Source organism: Azospirillum halopraeferens DSM 3675 (assembly GCF_000429625.1).
In the GTDB taxonomy this organism is placed as follows: Bacteria; Pseudomonadota; Alphaproteobacteria; order Azospirillales; family Azospirillaceae; genus Azospirillum; species Azospirillum halopraeferens.
Map to the genome: position 1 here is coordinate 24073 of NZ_AUCF01000040.1, position 19560 is coordinate 43632.

The window sequence follows — 19560 nt, forward strand, 5'->3', positions numbered from 1 at the left end:
GCGCGCACCTTGCACGGCGGGCCCGCGAAGGGCAAGACTTGCGCTCATGACCCATGACCATACCCACGGCTGCTGCGGCGGCCACGACCATGACCACGCCGGCCACAATCATGCCCCCGCCGCCGCCCCCGGCGGGCGGGCAGCGATCCCCGGCCGGGGCGACACGCCGATCCTGGTGGAGGTGACCCGCGGCGGCATGGTGGAGTCGCGCCACCGCGGCCACGCCTGCGTCGTTGATGCCGGCGGGCGGGTGCTGGCCCGCTGGGGCGAGACCATGGCGCCGGTCTACCCGCGCTCCGCCGTCAAGGCGCTCCAGGCCATCCCCCTGGTGGAGAGCGGCGCCTTCGACGCCTTCGGCCTGGGCAGCGAGGAACTGGCGCTGGCCTGCGCCTCCCACAACGGCGAAGCGGTGCACACCGACCTGGTGGCGCGCTGGCTGGCGCGCATCGGCTGCACCCCCGACGACCTGGAGTGCGGCGCCCACCTTCCCTATGACGAGGAGACGACCCACGCCCTGCTGCGCGCCGGCGCGCCCCCGACGGCGTTGCACAACAACTGTTCGGGCAAGCACGCGGGCATGCTGACCACCGCCCGCCACAGGGGCGAGGCGCCGGCCGGCTATGTGCGCTACGACCACCCGGTGCAGCAGCGCATCCTGGGCGTGCTGGAGCAGATGACGGCGCAGGACCTGACGGGGGCGCCGTGGGGCGTCGACGGCTGTTCGATCCCGACGCTTGCGGTGCCGCTGGGCGGCCTGGCCTTCGCCATGGCCCGCATCGCCGACCCCTCCGACCTGCCCGAGCGCCGCGCCGCGGCGGTGGAGCGCATCCGCGCCGCCTGGGCGGCTCATCCCTACCTGATCGCCGGCCGCAACACCTTCGACACCCGCATGATGGAGACGGCCCGGGGCCGCGTCCTGGTCAAGGCGGGGGCCGAGGGCGTGGGCTGCGCCGTGCTGGTCGAACAGGGCGTGGGCATCGCGCTGAAGATCGAGGACGGCGCCGCCCGTGCCCGCGACGTCGCCATGGCGGCGCTGATCCGGGCATCGGGCGCCCTGGACGACGGGGAGTGGGACGCCGTCCCCGACCTGCTGGTCCAGCCCCAGCGCAACCGGCGCGGCACCGAGACCGGTGCGGTGCGGCCCGCCGCGGGCTGGCCCGTGGAGGAGGAGGCTACGCCGCCGGCGGCTCCGGCATCGTGACGGGCAGGCCGGCGGCCTTCCACGCGGTGAAGCCGCCCTCCAGGTGGCAGACCGGGGCCAGCCCCATGGTCTGCACCGTGTCGGTGGCCAGGGCCGAGCGCCAGGCGCTGGCGCAATAGAAGATGAACCGCTTGCCGGAGGCGAAGACGGGCTTGTGGTAGGGGCTCTCGGGGTCGACCCAGAACTCCAGCATGCCGCGCGGCGCGTGGAAGGCGCCGGGGATCATGCCCTCGCGCTGCAGTTCGCGCACGTCGCGGATGTCGACGAACACCACGTCGGGGTCGCCGTGCAGGGTCAGCGCCTCCTGCGGGCCGATGGTGGCGATGCGTGCGTTCGCCTCGTCCAGCAGGGCCTTGATGCCTTTGGTGATCGCCATGGTGTCTCCTCCCGTTCGGCCGACCGATTGCCTGCGGCGCCCCATGGTAGGGCGCCGCGGCCCGGCGGTCCAATGCCCTGACCGTCCGACCTGCGGAGAGTCCATTTCCGGCAAGGCGATCGCCGGAACCGGACGTGCTGTCCGGGGGCACAAGCCCGCCACGGATGGCGCGGATTTGGACGGATGGCACGGATGCCATGCCCTGCTTCGGCTTCGGCTGCGTCCGGTCGTCGGGCGGAGCGATCAATCCGCGCAATCCCGATGGGTCCGGCTGTTGCAGATGGCGGGTGGAGCCGACATATCATCGGCCAGCGGAACCGGAGGACTCGGATGATGGTGCAGGCGGAACCGGGGGGCATTCCCGACGCGGACGAGCGGCTGGAGGCGGAGGAGCGGATCGTGCGCGGCCGCTTCTGGAGCAAGCTGCGGGCCAATCTGCACCGGCTGCCCTTCCTCGACCATCTGCTGGCCGCCTATTTCTGCGCCCTCGATCCGGCCACCCCGGCGCGGGCCAAGGCGGTGCTGCTGGGGGCGCTGGCCTATTTCATCCTGCCCTTCGACGCCGTGCCCGACATCCTGCTGGTGGCCGGCTTCACCGACGACGCGGCGGTGCTGATGGCGGCGCTGCGCACCGTCCAGGTCAACCTGCGCCCCCACCATTACGAACGCGCCCGCGTCGTCCTGGAAGCCGAACGGGAGGCGGCGGACGCGGCGGCGGCGTGATGCCGGGTTCGTCCTCTATGGCTTGGACGGCGACTCCGCGGCCGCGGCGCCGGCGGTGCGGGCGCTGCGGGCCACCACCGCCTCGCGGTGGGCGATGTAGAGGGTAGAGGCGACGATCACGCCGGCCCCGGCCCAGGCCGAGGCGTCCATCACCTCGCCGAAGGCAAGATAGGCGATCAGCGCCGACAGGGGCAGCTTGACGTAATCATAGGGCATCAGCGCCGACGCCTCGGCCAGGGCAAAGGCGCGGGTCATCGCCAGATGGCCGAAGGTGAGGATGGTGCCGAGCAGGGCCAGCCAGCCGAGTGTCGGCCAATCCGGCCACTGCCAGACGAACAGCGCGGGCACCAGCGACATGGGCGTCAGGAACAGCACCATATAGGTGACCATGGCCGCCGAGGTCTCCGAGCGCGCCAGGGAACGCACCTGGAGCGCGCTCACGGCGGCGAACAGGCAGCTCGCCAGCACCACCAGCGCCGCCACCGACAGGCTGCCCGGTCCGGGGCGCACGATCACCAGCACACCGGCGAACCCCACGGCCACGGCGATCCAGCGCCGGGCCCGCACCACCTCGCCCAGGAACAGGGCCGCCCCAACCGTGGCGAACAGGGGCGTGGTGAAGCTGAGCGCGGTGGCATCGCCCAGCGGCATCACCGACAGACCCCAGAACCAGCAGAGCATGGCCATCAGCCCGGTCGCCGCCCGCGTCACGTAGAGGCCGAGCCGGTCGGTGCGCATCACCCGCACGCCGCGCGTCACCACCCAGGGTAGCATCACCAGCAGGCTGAACAGGTTGCGGAAGAATGCCACCTCGAACGGGTGCAGACTCGCCGTGGTGTGGCGCACCAGCGCGTTGCCCGCCGCGAAGATCAGCGAGGCCAGGATCATCCACAGCGCCGCCTCGACGGGCGCGGACAGGCGGAGCGGGTCGGGGGAGGAACGCACGGGCGGGGAAGGGGGGCAACGGAGCGGTCGCAGGGATGTGGGGCCGCGGCCGGCACCCGACCAGGGGCCCCCCCATCGCGCCTTTGCGCGCGCCGCGCCGGGCTGCCATGCTCGCGCGCAGGAGATACGCGCCATGCTGAAGCTCGCCATGCCGGCCCTGGCCGCCCTGTTCGTCACGATCCCCGCGGCGCGGGGCCAGACGCCGCCCCCCGCGTGGATGGCCGAGGTCCCCAGCGGCCGCGTCGCCGTGACCATCGAGCGCACCGGCGGCCGCGACGCCCTGGTGGTGTCGGTGCAGCCCGCGAACGGGGTGAGCATCCAGCCGGCGGTGCTGCGCATCGACGCCCCGGCGCTGATGCGCGACCGGCTGGCCGGCAAGTTCCCCGCCGCGGTGCGCGGGTCCGGAAGGGGCGGGGCGCTCCGTGTGTCGTTCCCCGTGGCGCGGCCCGGCGCGGTGCGGTTCGGCACCCCCGACAGCAACGACGGCATGCTGCGGGTCGAATACCGCTACTGCCCCCCGGCCCGCCCGACCTGCGCGGTGGAGCGTGTCGACGTCGCCCTGAAGATGGGGGATTGAGGGAGGCACGGGGCAATCGCTTGTCTCGGACGTGCTGACCGGTGGAACAAGAGGCCGGAAAGAACGATCAATCCGTGCCATCCGCGCGGAAATCCGCGCAATCCGCGCCCCGGGGTGCCGGCTGTGGAGCCGCCGGCGGGCACCCCCGGGTCCGGCATCCATTCACCCGATTGCCCTGTCGAGGGGGCAGGTTTCTTTGGCCGTGCCGGCGGGCTGTGCTATAGGTCGCCGGTCCCGCCGCCGACCCTCCCGGATGTCCCGCCGCCCATGCCCGTCTTCGCCGGAACCGACCTCACCTGCCTGCGCGGCGACCGGCTCGTCTTCACCGGGCTCGACTTCCGCGTCGGGTCGGGGGAGGCGCTGCTCCTGCTGGGCCCCAACGGTTCGGGCAAGTCCAGCCTGCTGCGCATCATGGCGGGTCTGCTGCGGCCGTTCCGCGGCCGGCTCGCCTGGGACGACGCGGCGGTGGCCGACGATCCCGACCGCCACCGCGGGCGCGCCCATTACGTGGGCCACCTGGATGCCGTGAAGCCGGTGCTGACGGCGACCGAGAACCTCGCCTTCTGGGCCGCCCTGGGCGGCGCCCCCGTCCCCGAGGAGCGGGCGCGGGCGGCGCTGGCCCGGCTGGGGGTGCCGCACATCGCCGGGGTGCCGGGGCGCTACCTGTCGGCCGGGCAGAAGCGGCGGCTGAACCTGGCGCGCATCCTCGCCGCCCCGGCGCCCCTGTGGCTGCTGGACGAGCCCACGGTGGCGCTGGACCGCGCGGCGATCGGGCTGCTGGAGGCCATCATCGCCGAACACCGGGCCGGCGGCGGCATGGTGGTGGTGTCCACCCACACGGACATCGCCCTGCCCGGTGCCGCCACCCTGCACCTGGACGACTTCACCCCCGCCGGGCCGGACGACGGGGACGACCCCGGTGACGATGCCGGAGACGACGATGAGGACACGCGCCCATGAACCGTTTCCTGACGCTGGTCGGGCGCGACCTGCGGCTGGCGCTGCGCCAGGGCTCCGACGCCACCATCGCGGTCATGTTCTTCGTGCTCTGCGTGGTGCTGTTCCCCTTCGGCGTCGGGCCGGAACCCAACATCCTCGCGCGCATCGCCGCCGGCGTCATCTGGGTGGCGGCGCTGCTCGCCTCGCTGCTGTCCCTGGAGCGGCTGTTCCAGAATGATTACGAGGACGGCTCGCTGGAGCTGCTGGTGCTGACGCCGCTGCCGCTGGAGGCGGTGGTGCTGGCCAAGACGCTGGCCCACTGGCTGGTCACCGGCGTGCCGCTGATCGTCGCCGCACCGCTGCTGGCGGTGCTGCTGAACATGGAGGCCGACGGGTTCGGCGTCCTGGTCCTGACGCTGGCCGTCGGCACGCCGGTGCTCAGCCTGATCGGCGCCATCGGCGCGGCGCTGACCCTGGGCGCGCGCCGGGGCGGCGTGCTGCTGTCGCTGCTGATCCTGCCGCTCTACATCCCCGTGCTGATCTTCGGCGCCGGCGCCATCGACGCCGCCATCCTCGGCCTCAGTCCGCGCCCGCACATCCTGCTGCTGTCCGGCCTGCTGGCCGGCGCCCTGCCGCTGGCCCCGTGGGCCGGTGCGGCCGCGCTGCGCCAGGCGGTGGAATAGCCCCCTCTCCGGCGGGGGCTGACGTTCGGCGGAGGGTTGGACCGGAGATCTGACAAAGATCAAGGCAATGCCTCTCGTCGTCGGGCATCTATGCGCTTATATGGTCCGCAGTTCCGCATAACACCGGCGCACCCCATGCATCGCTTCGCCAACCCCGCCCGCTTCCTGCGCCTCTCGGCCGTGATCCAGCCGTGGGCGGCCGGGGCGACCGTCGTGCTGCTGGTGGTCGGTCTGTACCTCAGCCTGTTCGGTTCGCCCCCCGACTACCAGCAGGGGGACACGGTGCGCATCATGTACGTCCACGTCCCGGCCGCCTGGATGGCGCTGTTCGTGTACGTCAACATGGCGATCGCCGCCGCCGTGGGGCTGGTGTGGAAGCACCCGCTGGCCGACCTGTTCTCCAAGGCCGCCGCCCCGGTGGGGGCGGGCTTCACGGCGGTCTGCCTGGTGACCGGCTCCCTGTGGGGCGCGCCCATGTGGGGCACCTGGTGGGTGTGGGACGCCCGCCTGACCAGCATGCTGATCCTGTTCTTCCTCTATCTCGGCTACATGGCGCTGGTGAACGCCTTCGACGACCCGGAACGGGGGGTGAAGGCGGGCAACGTGCTGCTGCTGGTGGGCGTGGTCAACATCCCCATCATCAAGTTCTCGGTCGACTGGTGGAACACGCTGCACCAGCCGGCCAGCGTCATCCGCATGGGCGGGCCGACCATCGCCGGGGAGATGCTGGTGCCGCTCCTGGTGATGGCGTTCGCCTTCACCGCCTATTTCGTCAGCGTCGTCCTGCTGCGCCTGAAATCGGAAATCCTGGCGCGCAAGATCCAGACGCTGCGACTGAACGACGCACAAGGCCGCTAACCCGTTGATTGTGCATTGCAACATTAGCGGGGCGCCTTGAAACCGCCACACCGGTGGCATTGATTAGAACGAATCCAGGAAACGACCGTCGGGCGTCATGGCAGAGTTCTTCGCGATGGGCGGATACGCCGCCTACATCTGGCCCTCCTACGCGTTGACGGCGCTGGTGATGGTCGGGCTGCTGGTTGCCACGCTGAAGGGGCTGCGGTCCCGCGAGGCGACGTTGAAGGCCTTGGAGGGCAGCCGGCCGCCGCGCCGGCGCGCCCGTCGCGAGGCCGCCGTCCACGAGACGGCCGCTGAGATGGGTGAAGGATGACTCGCAAGAAACGGCGTCTCTACATGCTGGGCCTGGCCCTCCTGGGCCTGGGCACCGCCACCGCGCTCACGCTGACCGCGTTCGAGGACAACCTCGTCTTCTTCTTCAGCCCGACCGACCTGCAGATGAAGGTCGCCGAGGTGCAGGACCGCAGCTTCCGTCTGGGCGGACTGGTGGAGGACGGCAGCGTCAAGCGCCAGCCCGACGGCATTACCACGGATTTCCGGGTGACCGATGGCGTCAACGGCGTTCTCGTCAGCTACCGCGGCCAGCTTCCCGACCTGTTCCGCGAGGGGCAGGGCGTGGTGGCCGAGGGCAAGCTGCGCCCCGACGGCGTCTTCCTCGCCCGCGAGGTCCTGGCCAAGCACGACGAGAACTACATGCCGCCCGAGGTCGCCGACGCGCTCAAGCGTGCCGAGCACTTCCGGGCCGGTGAAACCACGTTGGTGAAGGAGTGACCCGCCGGTGATCCCCGAGCTTGGCCACTATGCGCTGGTGCTGGCGCTGTTCGTCGCGCTGGTGCAGGCGACCTTGCCCATGGCGGGGGCCGCCACCGGCAACGCCGCCTGGATGGCGGTCGCCCGTCCCGCCGCCCTGGCGCAGGTGCTGCTGATCGCGGTCGCCTACCTGGCGCTGACCTGGGCCTATGTGGTGTCCGACTTCAGCGTGATGAACGTGGTGCAGAACAGCCACTCGCTGAAGCCCATGCTCTACAAGGTGTCGGGCGTGTGGGGCAACCACGAGGGGTCGATGATCCTGTGGGTGGCCATGCTGGCGGTGTTCGGCGCGGCGGTGGCCCTGTTCGGGCGCAACCTGCCGCCGACGCTCAAGGCCCGCGTGCTGTCCGTGCAGGCGATGATCGGGGTGGGCTTCTACCTGTTCATCCTGATGACGTCCAACCCCTTCGTGCGCGTCATCCCGGCGCCGCTCGAAGGCAACGACCTCAACCCGCTGCTCCAGGACCCCGGCCTGGCCTTCCACCCGCCGTTCCTCTACCTCGGCTACGTCGGCTTCTCCATGGCCTTCTCCTTCGCCGTGGCGGCGCTGATCGAGGGGCGGGTCGATCCCGCCTGGGCGCGCTGGGTGCGGCCGTGGACGCTGGTCGCCTGGTCGTCGCTGACGCTGGGCATCGCCATGGGCTCCTGGTGGGCCTATTACGAGCTGGGCTGGGGCGGCTGGTGGTACTGGGACCCGGTGGAGAACGCCTCCTTCATGCCCTGGTTGGCGGGCACGGCGCTGCTGCACTCCGCCATCGTGGTGGAGAAGCGCGACGCGCTGAAGACCTGGACGGTCCTGCTGGCCATCGTCACCTTCTCGCTGTCGCTGATGGGCACCTTCCTGGTGCGCTCGGGCATCCTGACCTCGGTGCACGCCTTCGCGGTGGACCCGGAGCGCGGCGTCTTCATCCTCTTCCTGCTGATCATCGCCACCGGCGGCTCCCTGGCGCTCTACGCCTACCGCGCGCCTTCGCTGAAGGCCGGCGGCGTCTTCGCGCCGGTCAGCCGCGAGGGGGCGCTGGTTCTGAACAACCTGCTGCTCTCCACGGCCACGGCGACGGTGTTCATCGGCACCCTCTACCCGCTGTTCCTCGACGTGCTGGACCTGGGCAAGGTGTCCGTCGGCCCGCCCTTCTTCAACGCCACCTTCGTGCCGCTGATGATCCCCATGGTGGCGGTCATGGCCGTGGGACCGCTGCTGGCGTGGAAGCGCGGCGACTTGCCGGGCGCGCTGAAGCGGCTGTGGAGCGCCGCCGCCGCCACGCTCGCGGTGGTCCTGCTCACCGTGTGGGTCTACGGCGGCCCGGTGATGGCCATCGTCGGCATGGGGCTGGCCGCCTGGGCCACCGTCGGCGCGCTGGCCGAACTGGCGGAGCGGGTGCGCCTGTTCCGCATCCCGCTGCGCGACAGCCTGGCACGCGCCGCCGGCCTGCCGCGCGGCACCTGGGGCACCACCATCGCCCACGCCTCGCTGGGCATCGCCATCGTCGGCATGGTCGGCTCCTCCGCCTGGCAGAGCGAGACGATCCAGGCCATGCGCGTCGGCGACACCGCCGAGGTGGCCGGCTACAGCATCCGCTTCGACGGGGTCGACCAGGGCATCGTGGAGAACTTCCGCACCGACATCGGCCGCTTCACCGTGGAGCGCGACGGCGCCTTCGTCGCCACGCTGACGCCGGAGCGGCGCTTCTACCCCTCGCAGCAGATGACCACCACCGAGGCGGCGATCCACACCACCTGGCTGTCCGACGTCTACATTGCGCTGGGCGACCCCAACGAGGCCGGGCAGTGGACGGTGCGCCTCTACCATCACCCCTTCGTGCCGTGGATCTGGCTGGGCTGCATCGGCCTGGTGGCCGGCGGCCTGGTGTCGCTGAGCGACCGGCGCCTGCGCGTCGGTGCGCCGGAGCGGCGCCGGTCGCCGCCCGCGGCGGCCGCCCACGCGGCCGAGTGAGAAAGACCGATCATCATGCGCCGCTTTCTCTTCCTTCTGCCGCTGGTGCTGTTCGTCGGCGTCGGCGTGGCCTTCTTCCTCGGCTTCGGGCGGGACCCGCGCGCCATTCCGTCGGTCCTGATCGACAAACCGGTGCCGGAGTTCGCGCTGGCGGCCCTGCCCGGCCGCGACAAGGCCGACGCGCGCGGGCTGGCCACCGCCGATCTGCGGGGCGACGTCACGCTGGTCAACGTCTTCGCCTCGTGGTGCGTGCCCTGCAAGGTGGAGCACCCCATCATCACCCGCCTGGCGCGGGAGGAGGGGATCACCGTGCACGCCATCAACCACAAGGACAAGCCGGCCGACGCCCTGGCCTGGCTGACGCGCAACGGCGATCCCTACGACCGCGTCGGCGCGGACCCGGACGGGCGCGCCTCCATCGAATGGGGCGTCTACGGCGTGCCGGAGACGTTCCTGGTCGATCGCGAGGGGCGCATCCGCTTCAAGCACGTCGGCCCGCTGACCCCCGCCGTCGTCGAAGAGACGATCATTCCCCTGGTCAAGCAGTTGAGGAAGGGATGAGGGCGCTTCTCCTGGCCGTGATGCTGGCCGTCGCCGCCGCCGTGCCGGCCCCGGTGCGGGCGGTGCAGCCCGACGAGGTGCTGGCCGACCCGGCGCTGGAAGGCCGGGCGCGCGAGATCTCCCGCGATCTGCGCTGCCTGGTCTGCCAGAACCAGTCGATCGACGATTCCAACGCGCCGCTGGCGCGCGACCTGCGGGTGCTGGTGCGCGAGCGGCTGGAGGCCGGCGACAGCAACACCGAGGTGCTGGCCTACGTCACCAACCGGTATGGCGACTACGTGCTGCTGAACCCGCCGTTCAAGGCCACGACGCTGCTGCTGTGGGTGGGACCGTTCGTGCTGCTGGCCATCGGCGCCGTCACGGTGGCCGTCTACCTGCGCCGCCGCGTGGCGCCGGGCGGCGGTGACACGGCGCCGCTCAGCGAGGACGAGCGCCGCCGCCTCGACGCGCTTCTCAAGGACGGGACCTGATGCTGTTCTGGATCGTCGCCGCGGCCATGACCGCCGGCGTGGTGCTGTTGATCGTCCCGCCGCTGCTGAAGACGCGCGGCGCGGCCGGTTCCCGCGCCGCCTATGACCTGGAAGTCTACCGCGACCAGTTGACCGAGCTGGAGCGGGAGCGCGCCCGCGGGGTCATCACCGATACCCAGGCCGCCGCCGCCCGGGCGGAGATCGGCCGGCGCATGCTGGCCGTCGCCGCCGAGGCGGAGCGCACCGCCGCCGCCGCGACCGCCGCGGAGGGCACCGTGGCACCGTGGCGCAGCCGCGCCGTGGCGGCGGTGATCGCCCTGGCGCTGCCCCTCGGCGCGCTCGCCGTCTACCTGCCCCTCGGCCATCCCGACCAGCCCGCCGTGCCCCTGGCCTCGCGCGACCTGCAGCAGGAGCGCGGCGGCCCGCCGCCGCAGGTCATGGCCGCGATGGACCAGTTGCGCGCCCATCTCGCGGCCAACCCCGACGACCGCCAGGGCTGGGACCTGCTGGGCCGCACCTACGCCCGCATGGGCGACTACCCCCGGGCGGCCGACGCCCTGGGGCGGGTGGTGGCGCTGGCCCCGGACGACATGGAGGCGCTGGCGGCGTGGGCGGAGATGCTGACCAACGCCAACAGCGGCATCGTGCCGGAGCAGGCGCAGACCGCCTTCGCCGCGGTGCTGGAGAAGGACCCGCAGGAGCCGCGGTCCCGCTTCTACCTGGCCCTGTCCCGCTTCCAGGCCGGCGACATCCCCGGCGCGCTGGAGCGCTGGCGCACGCTGGCCGCCGAGACGCCGGCCGACGCCCCGTGGCTGCCCGCCGTGCAGGACCGCATCCGCGACGCCGCCGGGCGGATGGGCATCGACGCCGCCTCGGTGATGCCGCAGCCGGCACCGCCCCGCGCCGCCGCATCCGCGCCGGCCGACGATCCGGCTATCCGGGCCATGGTTGATTCGCTGGCCAACCGCCTGCGCGACGACCCCTCCGACGCGGAGGGCTGGCAGCGGCTGGCCCGCTCCTATTCGGTGCTGGGGGAGCACGACAAGGCGGTCGAGGCCGGCCGCCAGGCGGTGGAGCGGGCGCCGGGGAACGTCGGGGCGCTGCTGGCCTACGCCGACGCCCTGCTGGGCCGCGCCCCCCACGGCGCCGCCGGGGCCGGGGGGATGCCCGCCGACGCCACCGAGGTGCTGCACCGCGTGCTCGCCCTCGAACCCGGCAACCCCGACGCCCTGTGGCTGCTCGGCCTCGACGCGGCGCTGGACGGCCGCACCGGCGAGGCGTCGGAGCTGTGGAACCGTCTGCTCGCGGGCATGGCGCCCAACGATCCCAACCGCAGCGCCCTGCTGGACCGCATCGAACGCCTGAAGACGGGCGGCTGACGGCGCGCGGGCGGGCGGGCGGACCCGTCCGCCCGCCCGGCCGGATTCCCGCAACCCTCCCCTTGGACAAGGGGAGGGTTTTTCGTCGCCGCCTTCCCCCTTTCCCCCCGCGCAATCCCCGCTACAGTGAATCACCGGCCCGTTGGCCGGAATTGAAGAGGAGCATCGATCATGTCCACACTCCACAAGCGTGCCATGGAGGCCGTGCTGCAGGCGGCCGAACAGGACATCGCCAGCACGCTGGCCGAGCGTGGCATCAAGGACAAGTTCGACGAGGAAGGCGACGAGGCGGTGCTGGACGTGGCCATCCTGCACGCCTACCGCATCTTCGTGCGGATCAGCGAGGCCAACGGGCTGTCGGTGGACGCCGGTCTGTTCGCCGATCTGGCGGGCGAACTGGCCGACGAGATGGCGGAGGAGCCGGACCAGGAGGACTGACGCCGCGAGCTTTTGCGCGCAAAAGAAACGGCCACCGCAACGGGGGCGTGTGCGGTGGCCGTCGTCCCGGCCGGGGTCTGGCCGGGGGAAAGCCGTGAGGCGTTCCGGGTAGCGAAAACGGCGTCGTGCGCCGCTCTCCGATCGCAGGTTTTATTCCACGATCATGGCGAAAATTTGTTCCGTCCTGCGCCTATGCCCCGGCCGCCCCAACGGACGGGTTGAGACGGACGGCCGCGGCGGTCATTGATAGGACCGATCGACGACACCACCGCGGACGTGCCCGCCCATGCCCCTATTGATCGACCTGTTCACCGGATTGTCCGACGTCGCCCGCGTGATGGTGGTGCTGAGCCTGGTGTCGATCGCCGGGCTGGCGCTGGGGCAGGTGACCATCGGCGGCGTGGGGCTGGGCATCGGCGGCGTGCTGTTCGCCGGCATCGCCGCCGGCCATCTGGCGGCCTCCGCCGGGGTGGAGTTCGACCACCACGTGCTGCATTTCGTGCGCGAGTTCGGGCTGATCCTGTTCGTCTACACCATCGGCATCCAGGTCGGCCCCGGCTTCTTCGCGGCGCTGAAACGTTCGGGCCTCGGGCTCAACCTGATGGCGCTGGCGGTGGTGGGGCTGGGGACGGCGACCGCCGCGGCCATCCATCTCGTCACCGGGACGCCGCTGGCGGCCGTGCTCGGCGTCTATTCCGGTGCCGTGACCAACACGCCCTCTCTGGCCGCGGGGCAGGAGATCCTGCACACCGTGGGCGCCCCCGCCGGCGACCTGGCGCTGCCCGGCCTGGGCTACGCCGTGACCTATCCGTTCGGCATCGCCGGCATCCTGCTGACCATGGCGCTGATTCGCGGCGTCTTCCGGATCGACGCCGCGGCGGAGGGGGCGGCGTACGAGTCGCGCCGACGCGCCGAGGTGGCGGTCATCGAGACCCTGGACGTCGCCGTGCGCAACCCCGCGGCGGCCGGCCGCACGGTGCGGGAGCTGCTGGGGAGCGGCGAGCGCGGGGTCGTCGCCTCGCGCATGATGCGGGGCGGCACGCTGCAGGTGCCGCTGCCGGGGACGGTGATCGAACCGGGGGACGTCCTGCATCTGGTCGGCCCCGCCACCGCGTTGCAGGAGCTGAAGGGCCGCCTGGGCACCGAATCGGACATCACCCTGACCACCCGCGGCACCGACATGCGGTGGGAGCGGCTGGTGGTCACCGCCGACGCGGTGCTGGGCAAGTCCATCGCCGGGCTGGCGGTCAACGACACCTACGGCGTCGTCATCAGCCGCGTCACCCGCGCCGGCGTGGAGCTGGTGCCGTCGTCGGCGCTGAAGCTGCAATTCGGCGACATCCTCACCGCCATCGGAAAGCCGGCTGATATCGCCCGCGTCGCCCAGCTCATGGGCAACTCCCAGCGGCGGTTGCAGCAGGTGGAGTACATCCCCGTCTTCATCGGCATCCTGCTGGGGATCATTCTCGGTTCCATCCCGCTCTACGTACCGGGGATGCCGGCGCCCATGAAGCTGGGACTGGCCGGCGGGCCGCTGCTGGCGGCCCTGGTGCTGTCGCGCGTCGGCCACGCCGGGCCGCTGGTGTGGTTCATGCCGCCGGCCGCGAACGCCGCCCTGCGCGAGATCGGCATCGTGCTGTTCCTCGCCGTGGTCGGGGTGATGTCCGGCGGCCGCTTCATGGAGACGCTGGTGGAGGGCGACGGGCTGGCCTGGATGCTCTACGGTGCCCTCATCACGGTGGTGCCGCTGCTGATCGTCGGCTTCCTCGCCCGCGCGGTGTGGAAGTTGAACTATCTCACCGCCTGCGGCGTGCTGGCCGGATCGATGACCGACCCGCCGGCGCTGGCCTTCGCCAACGGCCTCAGCCCGTCGCAGGCGGCGGCCCTGGCCTACGCCACCGTGTACCCGCTGGTCATGTGCCTGCGCATCCTGGCGCCGCAACTGCTGGTGCTGCTGTTGTGGTGAGCGGCGGATTCCGCGCGTACCCGCCGAAAATCCGCTTTGCCGCCGCGGGCTTGCCGGTCTAGCCTGTGATCCCGATTTCCGCGCACGACATACCCGGTATGCACCGCCACCCGCCGATCAACCCCGATGCCCCCGTCGCCGTCCGAGTGGAGAATCTGCACAAGCGGTTCGGTCCGCTGGAGGTGCTGAAGGGGGTCTCCCTGACGGCGCGCGAGGGGGCGGCGATCGCCCTGATCGGCTCCTCCGGGTCGGGCAAGAGCACGCTGCTGCGCTGCATCAACCTGCTGGAGGTGCCCGACGAGGGGCGCATCACGGTGGGCGGCGACACCATCGGGCTGAAGAAGACGCGCACCGGCCGTACGGTGCCGGCCGATCCCCGGCAGGTGGACCGCATCCGCACCCGTCTCGGCATGGTGTTCCAGAGCTTCAACCTGTGGACCCACATGACGATCCTGGAGAACGTCATCGAGGCGCCGGTCCATGTGCTGGGCGTGCCGAAGGCGCAGGCGGTGGACCGGGCGCGGGCGCTGCTGGACAAGGTGGGCATCCTGGCCAAGGCCGACGCCTACCCCGTGCAGTTGTCCGGCGGCCAGCAGCAGCGCGCCGCCATCGCCCGCGCCCTGGCCATGCAGCCGCGCGTCATGCTGTTCGACGAACCCACCTCCGCCCTCGATCCCGAGCTGGTGGGGGAGGTGCTGCTGGTTATCCGTCAACTGGCGGACGAGGGGACGACGATGATCGTCGTCACGCACGAGATGGGTTTCGCCCGCGAGGTGGCGTCCGAGGTGGTGTTCCTCCACCAGGGCCGCATCGAGGAGCAGGGCCCCCCCGACAAGGTTCTGGTCAACCCCGACTCCGAGCGCGTGCGCCAGTTCCTGGCCCGCCACCTGTCGGGCTGAGGACGGCGCGGCGACGCGTACCGGAAAAGGCCCCCGCCGACACAACCGGGGCCGTGAACAGAGGAGGCATTGGACGTGAAGAAGACCGTTGCGGCGCTGGCATTCGGCGCCATCCTGGCCATCGCGGTGTCCCCCGCCGCGGCGCAGGACAAGTGGAGCAAGATCCGCATCGCCACCGAGGGCGCCTACGCCCCGTGGAACGCCACCGCCCCGTCGGGCGAGCTGATCGGATTCGAGGTGGATCTGGCCCGCGAGCTGTGCCGGAAGATGAACGCCGAATGCCAGATCCTGGCGCAGGACTGGGACGGCATCATCCCGGCGCTCCAGCAGGGCAAGTACGACGTCATCATGGCCGGCATGTCCATCACCGACGAGCGCAAGCAGGTGATCGACTTCGCCGGCCCCTACGGCAGCGAACCCACCGCCTTTGCCACCATCAAGGGCAGCGCGCTGGCCGGGATGACCTTCGACCTGAAGGGCGTCGACCTCGCCACCGTGGAGCCGCAGGAGCAGCAGATCCTCGACGCACTGGCCAAGGCGCTTGAGGGCAAGACGGTGGGCGTGCAGACCTCCACCATCCAGGCCAACTTCATGGAGCGGCTGCTGCCGCAGGTGCGCATGCGCACCTACGGCACGCTGGACGAAGCGGGCATCGACCTGGTCAACGGCCGCCTCGACGCCATGCTCGGCGACCGCTCGGCGGCGCAGGAGATCGTCAAGAAGGAGGAGAGCCTGACCATGTTCGGCCCCAACTTCGTGCGCGGCGTGCTGGGCGAGGGCGTGGGGGCCGGCCTGCGCCAGCGTGACCAGGACCTGAAGGCGAAGCTCAACGCGGCGATCGCCGAGGCCAACGGCGACGGCACCATCGCCCGCCTGTCGGAGCAGTGGTTCGGCTACGACATCTCCGTGAAGTAACCCGAGGACGCCCCCTCCGCCGCCCGGCGCCGGCGCTCCGGCACCGGCGGAGGGGGGGCCCGCTGCCGGACCCCCCATGCTCGAACTCCTTTCCTTCGGCGACCGCGGCTGGGGCGACCAGCTTCTGATGGGCGCCGCCATGACGGTTGCCGTGTCGGTGTCGGCGTTCCTGCTGGGCCTCGTGTTCGGGGCGGCGGGGGCGGCGGCGAAGCTGGGCGGCAACCTGCTGCTGGCCGGCTTGGCGGAGGTCTACACCACCGTCATCCGCGGCGTGCCGGAACTGCTGGTCATCTACCTGCTGTTCTTCGGCGGCAGCGGCATGGTCATGGCGGTGGCCCGCGTCTTCGGCTACGACGGCTATGTGGAGGTGAACGCCTTCACCATCGGCGTCGTGGCCGTCGGGCTGATCTCCGGCGCCTATTCGACCGAGGTGATCCGCGGCGCGGTCCAGGCCGTGCCGCACGGCCAGATCGAGGCGGCCAAGGCGTGCGGCATGGGGCGCTGGCTGATCCTGCGCCGCGTGCTGGTGCCGCAGACCCTGCGCTTCGCCCTGCCGGGGCTGGGCAACGTGTGGCAGCTCACCCTGAAGGATACGTCGCTGATCTCGGTGACGGCGCTGGCGGAGATCATGCGCATGGCCCATGTGGCCGCCGGCTCGACCCGCGAGCCGTTCCTGTTCTACGCCACGGCGGCGGTGCTGTACCTGATCCTGACGTCGGTCTCCACCGCCGTGTTCGAGCGGGCGGAGCGCCACGCCATGCGCGGCGTGCGGAGGGCCTGACGATGAACTGGCAGCTCATGTGGGACAGCCTGCCCACGCTCCTGTCCGGCCTGCCCCTGACCGTCCAGCTCGTCGCCCTGGCCGAGGTGCTGGGGCTGGGGGTGGCCATGGGGACGGCGCTGATGCGCCTGTCCACCAGCCGCATCGCCGACGCCGTCGCCCGCGCCTACGTCTTCGTTTTCCGCGGCACGCCGCTGCTGGTGCAGATCTTCCTGATCTACTACGGGCTGGGGCAGTTCCCGGTGATCCGCGAGAGCGTCCTGTGGGTGTTCCTGCGCGAGCCCTATTGGTGCGCGGTGCTGGCGCTGATGCTGAACACCGGGGCCTACACCAGCGAGATCATCCGCGGCGCCATCCTGTCGGTCCCGCACGGGCAGATGGAGGCGGCGCGGGCCTGCGGCATGTCGCGCTTCCTGATGTTCCGCCGCATCGTCGCCCCCATCGCCGTCCGCCAGGCGCTGCCCGCCTACGGCAACGAGGTGATCCTGATGGTCAAGGCCAGTTCTCTGGCCAGCACCATCACGCTGCTGGAGATCACCGGCTTGGCCCGCCGCCTGATCGCCCAGACCTACGCGGTGTTCGAGATCTTCATCCTGGCCGGCGCCATCTATCTGGCGCTGAACTTCCTGATCACCCGGCTGATCCGCTTCGCCGAATGGCGCCTGACCCCCTACCTGCGGGCGCGGGCGTAACGGCCCCCGCGGCCGGTCGGGTCCGGACGCTCAGGGGCTGCCGTCGATCGGGAATCCGATGTCTTCGGCGTTCCGGGGCCGGTTCCCTCCGGCCCGCCGGACGGCATCGGCCATCCGGTCCCGTTGCGCGTCCGGCAGTCGGGACAGGCCGTCGGCCAGGGCTTCCCGCCATTTCGGCCCCCTCGACCACGCTTCGATCCAGGCGTCCGATAGATCGTGGTGATGCCGGGACGCCATGGCTTCGATCAGCAGCCCGGCTTGGGCCACATCCTTATCGGCCTTCGATCGACCGTTCGGGTCCGCTCGCCGCCGCGCCGCGACGATCAGCTTGTGTACGGCATACCGTTCCGGTGCCGGCACGCGGACCGGAACGCCGCCGGCGTGAAGCAGCACCGACCGGATCGGATCGTGGATCAGAAAATCGAGGAACCGCAGGGGCTGGGCAGCGGCCCCGCCGAGGGCCGGCATGGTGGCGGGCTTGCCCGGATGCTCATCCTTGCCTGTGTTGGGCACCAGGAATTCCACCAGAAAGCCTTTGCGGTTTCGGAACGCCGTGGCCTTCCGGGCGTCGGCGTGGTGCGGCACCTCCCGGAAGCTGTCGTCCGCCTGCCGGAGCACGTCGAGAATGGGCGGCAGGCTGTCCTCAACGGAGATGGACACCGAGTGGAACTGCGCGATGTCCACGTCCCCTGTGCGGAGATGAGCGGCGGGCAGCCGGACGCCCAGCAGGCCGGCGTAACACTGGAAGGCCAGCGTACCGACCAGCACACCGCGCAGCCGGAACACGCCGGCCCGCCCCAGCGCCCCGACGAGGTCGCCGGTGAAGGCGTCCGGCGCCGGCAGCCCGGCGGCCTTGAGGGCGGACACCATCCGCCGCCGCTCGGTGAAGTCCGCCTTGAGGTCGCGGAACCGCTCGACGCGGGCGGCGATTCCCGGGTCGTCGGCGGGGCCGACGTAGCGGCTGTAGCGGTGGCCGTCCGCATACCCCTGGAAGTACCAGTAGCCCCGACCTTTCCGTTCCTTCTTCGAGAAGCTGCCGGACGCGGGGAACGCCTCGTCGAACTCGGCATCCAGGCATCGCTGTTCGAGGTCGGCGAACATGGTCTGGATCGCCAGCCCGAGGTCCCGCATGCGGCTCTCCGATCCCGGTTGCCTTCAAAATAAGAATTTACAGACAACGGAACCGGCCGGCAACACGGGATGCCGAGAGACGGCTCCCGGACGGCGTCGCCTCGGCAATCGCCCTTGTTTCCCGCACCCGGTCCGGTAGAATTTCGTCGGCCGATACGCCTTGAGGAACTCGGTGAGCCCGCAATGACCATCCCCGATTTCCAGACCCTGATGCTCCCCGTGCTGACAACCGCCGCCGGGGGTGGCGAGGTCCGCATCGGCGATGTGGTCGACCAGCTTGCCGACACGTTCGCTTTGACCGACGAAGAGCGAGCCCATCTTCTGCCGTCGGGCCGGCAGACGACCTTCGCCAACCGGGTCCACTGGGCGAAGAGCTACCTGACCAAAGCCGGGCTGGTGAACCTCACCCGGCGGGCACATTTCCGCATCACGCCGGCCGGTCGGGATGTACTGAAGTCGCCGCCGGAGCGAATCACCATCCGATTCCTGGAGCAATTCCCGAGCTTCAAGGGCTTCCGCGATGGCGAGGCCGGAGCGGCCGAGTCTGCCGAAGCCGGCGAGGTCGTGCTGTCGGCTGCCGAAAGCCCTCTAACCCCCGATGAGGTGATGCGGCAGGCCCACCTGCGGATCGAAGCGTCGCTGGCGGAGGAGATCCTCCAGCGGCTGCGGTCCGGCACGCCAGCCTTCTTCGAGAAGACGGTGGTCCGCCTGTTGATCACCATGGGCTACGGCGGTTCCGTGGCGGAACTCGACAAGGCCCTGGTCGGCAAGTCGGGTGATGACGGCGTGGACGGCGTCATCGACCAGGACCCGCTCGGGCTGGATCGGGTCTATGTCCAGGCCAAGCGGTACGCCGACGGGAACACCGTCGGGGCGGGGGCGATCCGCGACTTCTTCGGCAGCCTGAACCTGTTCAAGGCGACCAAGGGGCTGTTCGTCACCACCTCCGCCTTCACCGCGTCGGCCAGGGAGACGGCCGACCGGCTCGGCACCCGCATCGTGCTGATCGACGGAATCCAACTGGCCAGGCTGATGATCCGGCACGAGGTCGGATGCCGGATCGAGGAGACTCTGCACATCAAGAGGGTGGACGAGGACTTCTTCGAATAGACGTCGGACGCGCACAACAGAGGTGCGCCGCGCACCGGGCCCGACGCCCCGTCAAGATCCGCAACCACAGGCCGTCCGGGGTGTCGCACGTCCGCGTCGCCCAAGCGGCGTCCAATCGGTCTGTGGCTCCGGGGAACGGTGTGGCAGTT

Annotated in this window: 22 protein-coding genes; 19 read left to right on the forward strand and 3 right to left on the reverse strand. The window is 71.0% G+C overall.

Annotation, left to right across the window (positions count from 1 at the left end):
* The first annotated feature begins 46 nt into the window (after positions 1-46).
* A complete protein-coding gene (locus tag G472_RS35220; protein ID WP_051341189.1) occupies positions 47-1201 on the forward strand; it encodes an asparaginase in 1155 nt (384 codons plus the stop codon).
* Here G472_RS35220 and G472_RS0123485 read toward each other — a convergent pair.
* A complete protein-coding gene (locus G472_RS0123485) occupies positions 1173-1577 on the reverse strand; it encodes a rhodanese-like domain-containing protein (RefSeq protein WP_029010327.1) in 405 nt (134 codons plus the stop codon). The two genes, G472_RS35220 and G472_RS0123485, sit on opposite strands and share 29 nt — an antisense overlap.
* 330 nt (positions 1578-1907) lie before the next feature.
* Here G472_RS0123485 and G472_RS0123490 point away from each other — a divergent pair, with 330 nt between their 5' ends.
* Positions 1908-2300: a YkvA family protein gene (locus G472_RS0123490; protein ID WP_156927236.1), complete on the forward strand. Its 393-nt coding sequence runs from the start codon at positions 1908-1910 to the stop codon at positions 2298-2300.
* Positions 2301-2315: 15 nt separating this feature from the next.
* Here the strand turns inward: G472_RS0123490 and G472_RS0123495 are convergent, their stop codons facing one another.
* Complete coding sequence (locus G472_RS0123495; protein WP_035693545.1) at positions 2316-3245, reverse strand: DMT family transporter; 930 nt, start codon at positions 3243-3245, stop codon at positions 2316-2318.
* 133 nt (positions 3246-3378) lie between these two features.
* On the opposite strand from G472_RS0123495, the gene G472_RS0123500 reads away from it, so the two are divergent.
* From G472_RS0123500 to G472_RS0123575, 16 genes are all read left to right on the forward strand, one after another.
* Positions 3379-3822 (forward strand): hypothetical protein, encoded by a 444-nt coding sequence (locus tag G472_RS0123500; RefSeq protein ID WP_029010330.1) that lies wholly within the window; start codon positions 3379-3381, stop codon positions 3820-3822.
* Positions 3823-4089: 267 nt separating this feature from the next.
* Positions 4090-4782 (forward strand): heme ABC exporter ATP-binding protein CcmA, encoded by a 693-nt coding sequence (ccmA, locus tag G472_RS35225; protein WP_035693547.1) that lies wholly within the window; start codon positions 4090-4092, stop codon positions 4780-4782.
* The gene (gene ccmB, locus G472_RS0123510; protein ID WP_029010331.1) at positions 4779-5444 is read left to right on the forward strand and encodes a heme exporter protein CcmB; all 666 of its coding nucleotides are present in this window, start codon (positions 4779-4781) and stop codon (positions 5442-5444) included. The genes ccmA and ccmB overlap by 4 nt, the downstream gene beginning before the upstream one ends.
* Before the next feature lie 135 nt (positions 5445-5579).
* On the forward strand, positions 5580-6302 hold the full coding sequence (locus tag G472_RS0123515; RefSeq protein WP_029010332.1) for a heme ABC transporter permease: 723 nt from the start codon (positions 5580-5582) through the stop codon (positions 6300-6302).
* A 97-nt stretch (positions 6303-6399) separates the two neighbouring features.
* Positions 6400-6618: a heme exporter protein CcmD gene (gene ccmD, locus G472_RS0123520; protein WP_029010333.1), complete on the forward strand. Its 219-nt coding sequence runs from the start codon at positions 6400-6402 to the stop codon at positions 6616-6618.
* Positions 6615-7076: a cytochrome c maturation protein CcmE gene (gene ccmE / locus G472_RS0123525; RefSeq protein ID WP_029010334.1), complete on the forward strand. Its 462-nt coding sequence runs from the start codon at positions 6615-6617 to the stop codon at positions 7074-7076. Before ccmD ends, ccmE begins: the two co-directional genes overlap by 4 nt.
* Positions 7077-7083: 7 nt before the next feature.
* On the forward strand, positions 7084-9069 hold the full coding sequence (locus G472_RS0123530) for a heme lyase CcmF/NrfE family subunit (protein ID WP_029010335.1): 1986 nt from the start codon (positions 7084-7086) through the stop codon (positions 9067-9069).
* A gap of 15 nt (positions 9070-9084) precedes the next feature.
* Positions 9085-9630 (forward strand): DsbE family thiol:disulfide interchange protein, encoded by a 546-nt coding sequence (locus G472_RS0123535; protein WP_029010336.1) that lies wholly within the window; start codon positions 9085-9087, stop codon positions 9628-9630.
* A complete protein-coding gene (locus G472_RS0123540; RefSeq protein WP_029010337.1) occupies positions 9627-10100 on the forward strand; it encodes a cytochrome c-type biogenesis protein in 474 nt (157 codons plus the stop codon). Before G472_RS0123535 ends, G472_RS0123540 begins: the two co-directional genes overlap by 4 nt.
* On the forward strand, positions 10100-11479 hold the full coding sequence (gene ccmI, locus G472_RS0123545; RefSeq protein WP_029010338.1) for a c-type cytochrome biogenesis protein CcmI: 1380 nt from the start codon (positions 10100-10102) through the stop codon (positions 11477-11479). The genes G472_RS0123540 and ccmI overlap by 1 nt, the downstream gene beginning before the upstream one ends.
* A 171-nt stretch (positions 11480-11650) precedes the next feature.
* Positions 11651-11917, forward strand: a complete 267-nt coding sequence (locus G472_RS0123550; protein ID WP_029010339.1) for a hypothetical protein — start codon at positions 11651-11653, stop codon at positions 11915-11917.
* 286 nt (positions 11918-12203) lie between these two features.
* Positions 12204-13883 carry a putative transporter gene (locus G472_RS0123555; protein ID WP_156927237.1) on the forward strand — a complete coding sequence of 560 codons (1680 nt, stop codon included), beginning with the start codon at positions 12204-12206 and terminating at the stop codon, positions 13881-13883.
* A 98-nt stretch (positions 13884-13981) separates the two neighbouring features.
* On the forward strand, positions 13982-14782 hold the full coding sequence (locus G472_RS0123560; protein WP_035693548.1) for an ABC transporter ATP-binding protein: 801 nt from the start codon (positions 13982-13984) through the stop codon (positions 14780-14782).
* Between the two features lie 75 nt (positions 14783-14857).
* On the forward strand, positions 14858-15697 hold the full coding sequence (locus G472_RS0123565) for a transporter substrate-binding domain-containing protein (protein ID WP_029010342.1): 840 nt from the start codon (positions 14858-14860) through the stop codon (positions 15695-15697).
* 76 nt (positions 15698-15773) lie between these two features.
* Positions 15774-16478: an ABC transporter permease gene (locus tag G472_RS0123570; RefSeq protein ID WP_029010343.1), complete on the forward strand. Its 705-nt coding sequence runs from the start codon at positions 15774-15776 to the stop codon at positions 16476-16478.
* A 2-nt stretch (positions 16479-16480) separates the two neighbouring features.
* On the forward strand, positions 16481-17170 hold the full coding sequence (locus tag G472_RS0123575; RefSeq protein ID WP_029010344.1) for an ABC transporter permease: 690 nt from the start codon (positions 16481-16483) through the stop codon (positions 17168-17170).
* 30 nt (positions 17171-17200) lie between these two features.
* Here G472_RS0123575 and G472_RS0123580 read toward each other — a convergent pair whose 3' ends face one another.
* Positions 17201-18301, reverse strand: a complete 1101-nt coding sequence (locus G472_RS0123580) for a nucleotidyltransferase family protein (RefSeq protein WP_029010345.1) — start codon at positions 18299-18301, stop codon at positions 17201-17203.
* Positions 18302-18484: 183 nt separating this feature from the next.
* Between G472_RS0123580 and G472_RS0123585 the strand changes: the two genes are divergently transcribed.
* Positions 18485-19411 (forward strand): restriction endonuclease, encoded by a 927-nt coding sequence (locus G472_RS0123585; protein WP_029010346.1) that lies wholly within the window; start codon positions 18485-18487, stop codon positions 19409-19411.
* The last annotated feature ends 149 nt before the right edge of the window (positions 19412-19560 follow it).

Bases quoted from the DNA above. Each gene is read 5' to 3' on its own strand.
- G472_RS0123535 (WP_029010336.1), top strand. From the start codon at position 9,085: ATGCGCCGCTTTCTCTTCCTTCTGCCGCTGGTGCTGTTCGTCGGCGTC.
- G472_RS0123580 (WP_029010345.1), bottom strand. From the start codon at position 18,301: ATGCGGGACCTCGGGCTGGCGATCCAGACCATGTTCGCCGACCTCGAA.
- ccmB (WP_029010331.1), top strand. From the start codon at position 4,779: ATGAACCGTTTCCTGACGCTGGTCGGGCGCGACCTGCGGCTGGCGCTG.
- G472_RS0123550 (WP_029010339.1), top strand. From the start codon at position 11,651: ATGTCCACACTCCACAAGCGTGCCATGGAGGCCGTGCTGCAGGCGGCC.
- G472_RS0123555 (WP_156927237.1), top strand. From the start codon at position 12,204: ATGCCCCTATTGATCGACCTGTTCACCGGATTGTCCGACGTCGCCCGC.
- G472_RS0123490 (WP_156927236.1), top strand. From the start codon at position 1,908: ATGATGGTGCAGGCGGAACCGGGGGGCATTCCCGACGCGGACGAGCGG.
- ccmE (WP_029010334.1), top strand. From the start codon at position 6,615: ATGACTCGCAAGAAACGGCGTCTCTACATGCTGGGCCTGGCCCTCCTG.
- G472_RS0123570 (WP_029010343.1), top strand. From the start codon at position 15,774: ATGCTCGAACTCCTTTCCTTCGGCGACCGCGGCTGGGGCGACCAGCTT.
- G472_RS0123575 (WP_029010344.1), top strand. From the start codon at position 16,481: ATGAACTGGCAGCTCATGTGGGACAGCCTGCCCACGCTCCTGTCCGGC.
- G472_RS0123485 (WP_029010327.1), bottom strand. From the start codon at position 1,577: ATGGCGATCACCAAAGGCATCAAGGCCCTGCTGGACGAGGCGAACGCA.
- G472_RS0123500 (WP_029010330.1), top strand. From the start codon at position 3,379: ATGCTGAAGCTCGCCATGCCGGCCCTGGCCGCCCTGTTCGTCACGATC.
- ccmI (WP_029010338.1), top strand. From the start codon at position 10,100: ATGCTGTTCTGGATCGTCGCCGCGGCCATGACCGCCGGCGTGGTGCTG.
- ccmA (WP_035693547.1), top strand. From the start codon at position 4,090: ATGCCCGTCTTCGCCGGAACCGACCTCACCTGCCTGCGCGGCGACCGG.
- G472_RS0123540 (WP_029010337.1), top strand. From the start codon at position 9,627: ATGAGGGCGCTTCTCCTGGCCGTGATGCTGGCCGTCGCCGCCGCCGTG.
- G472_RS0123585 (WP_029010346.1), top strand. From the start codon at position 18,485: ATGACCATCCCCGATTTCCAGACCCTGATGCTCCCCGTGCTGACAACC.
- G472_RS35220 (WP_051341189.1), top strand. From the start codon at position 47: ATGACCCATGACCATACCCACGGCTGCTGCGGCGGCCACGACCATGAC.
- G472_RS0123560 (WP_035693548.1), top strand. From the start codon at position 13,982: ATGCACCGCCACCCGCCGATCAACCCCGATGCCCCCGTCGCCGTCCGA.
- G472_RS0123515 (WP_029010332.1), top strand. From the start codon at position 5,580: ATGCATCGCTTCGCCAACCCCGCCCGCTTCCTGCGCCTCTCGGCCGTG.
- ccmD (WP_029010333.1), top strand. From the start codon at position 6,400: ATGGCAGAGTTCTTCGCGATGGGCGGATACGCCGCCTACATCTGGCCC.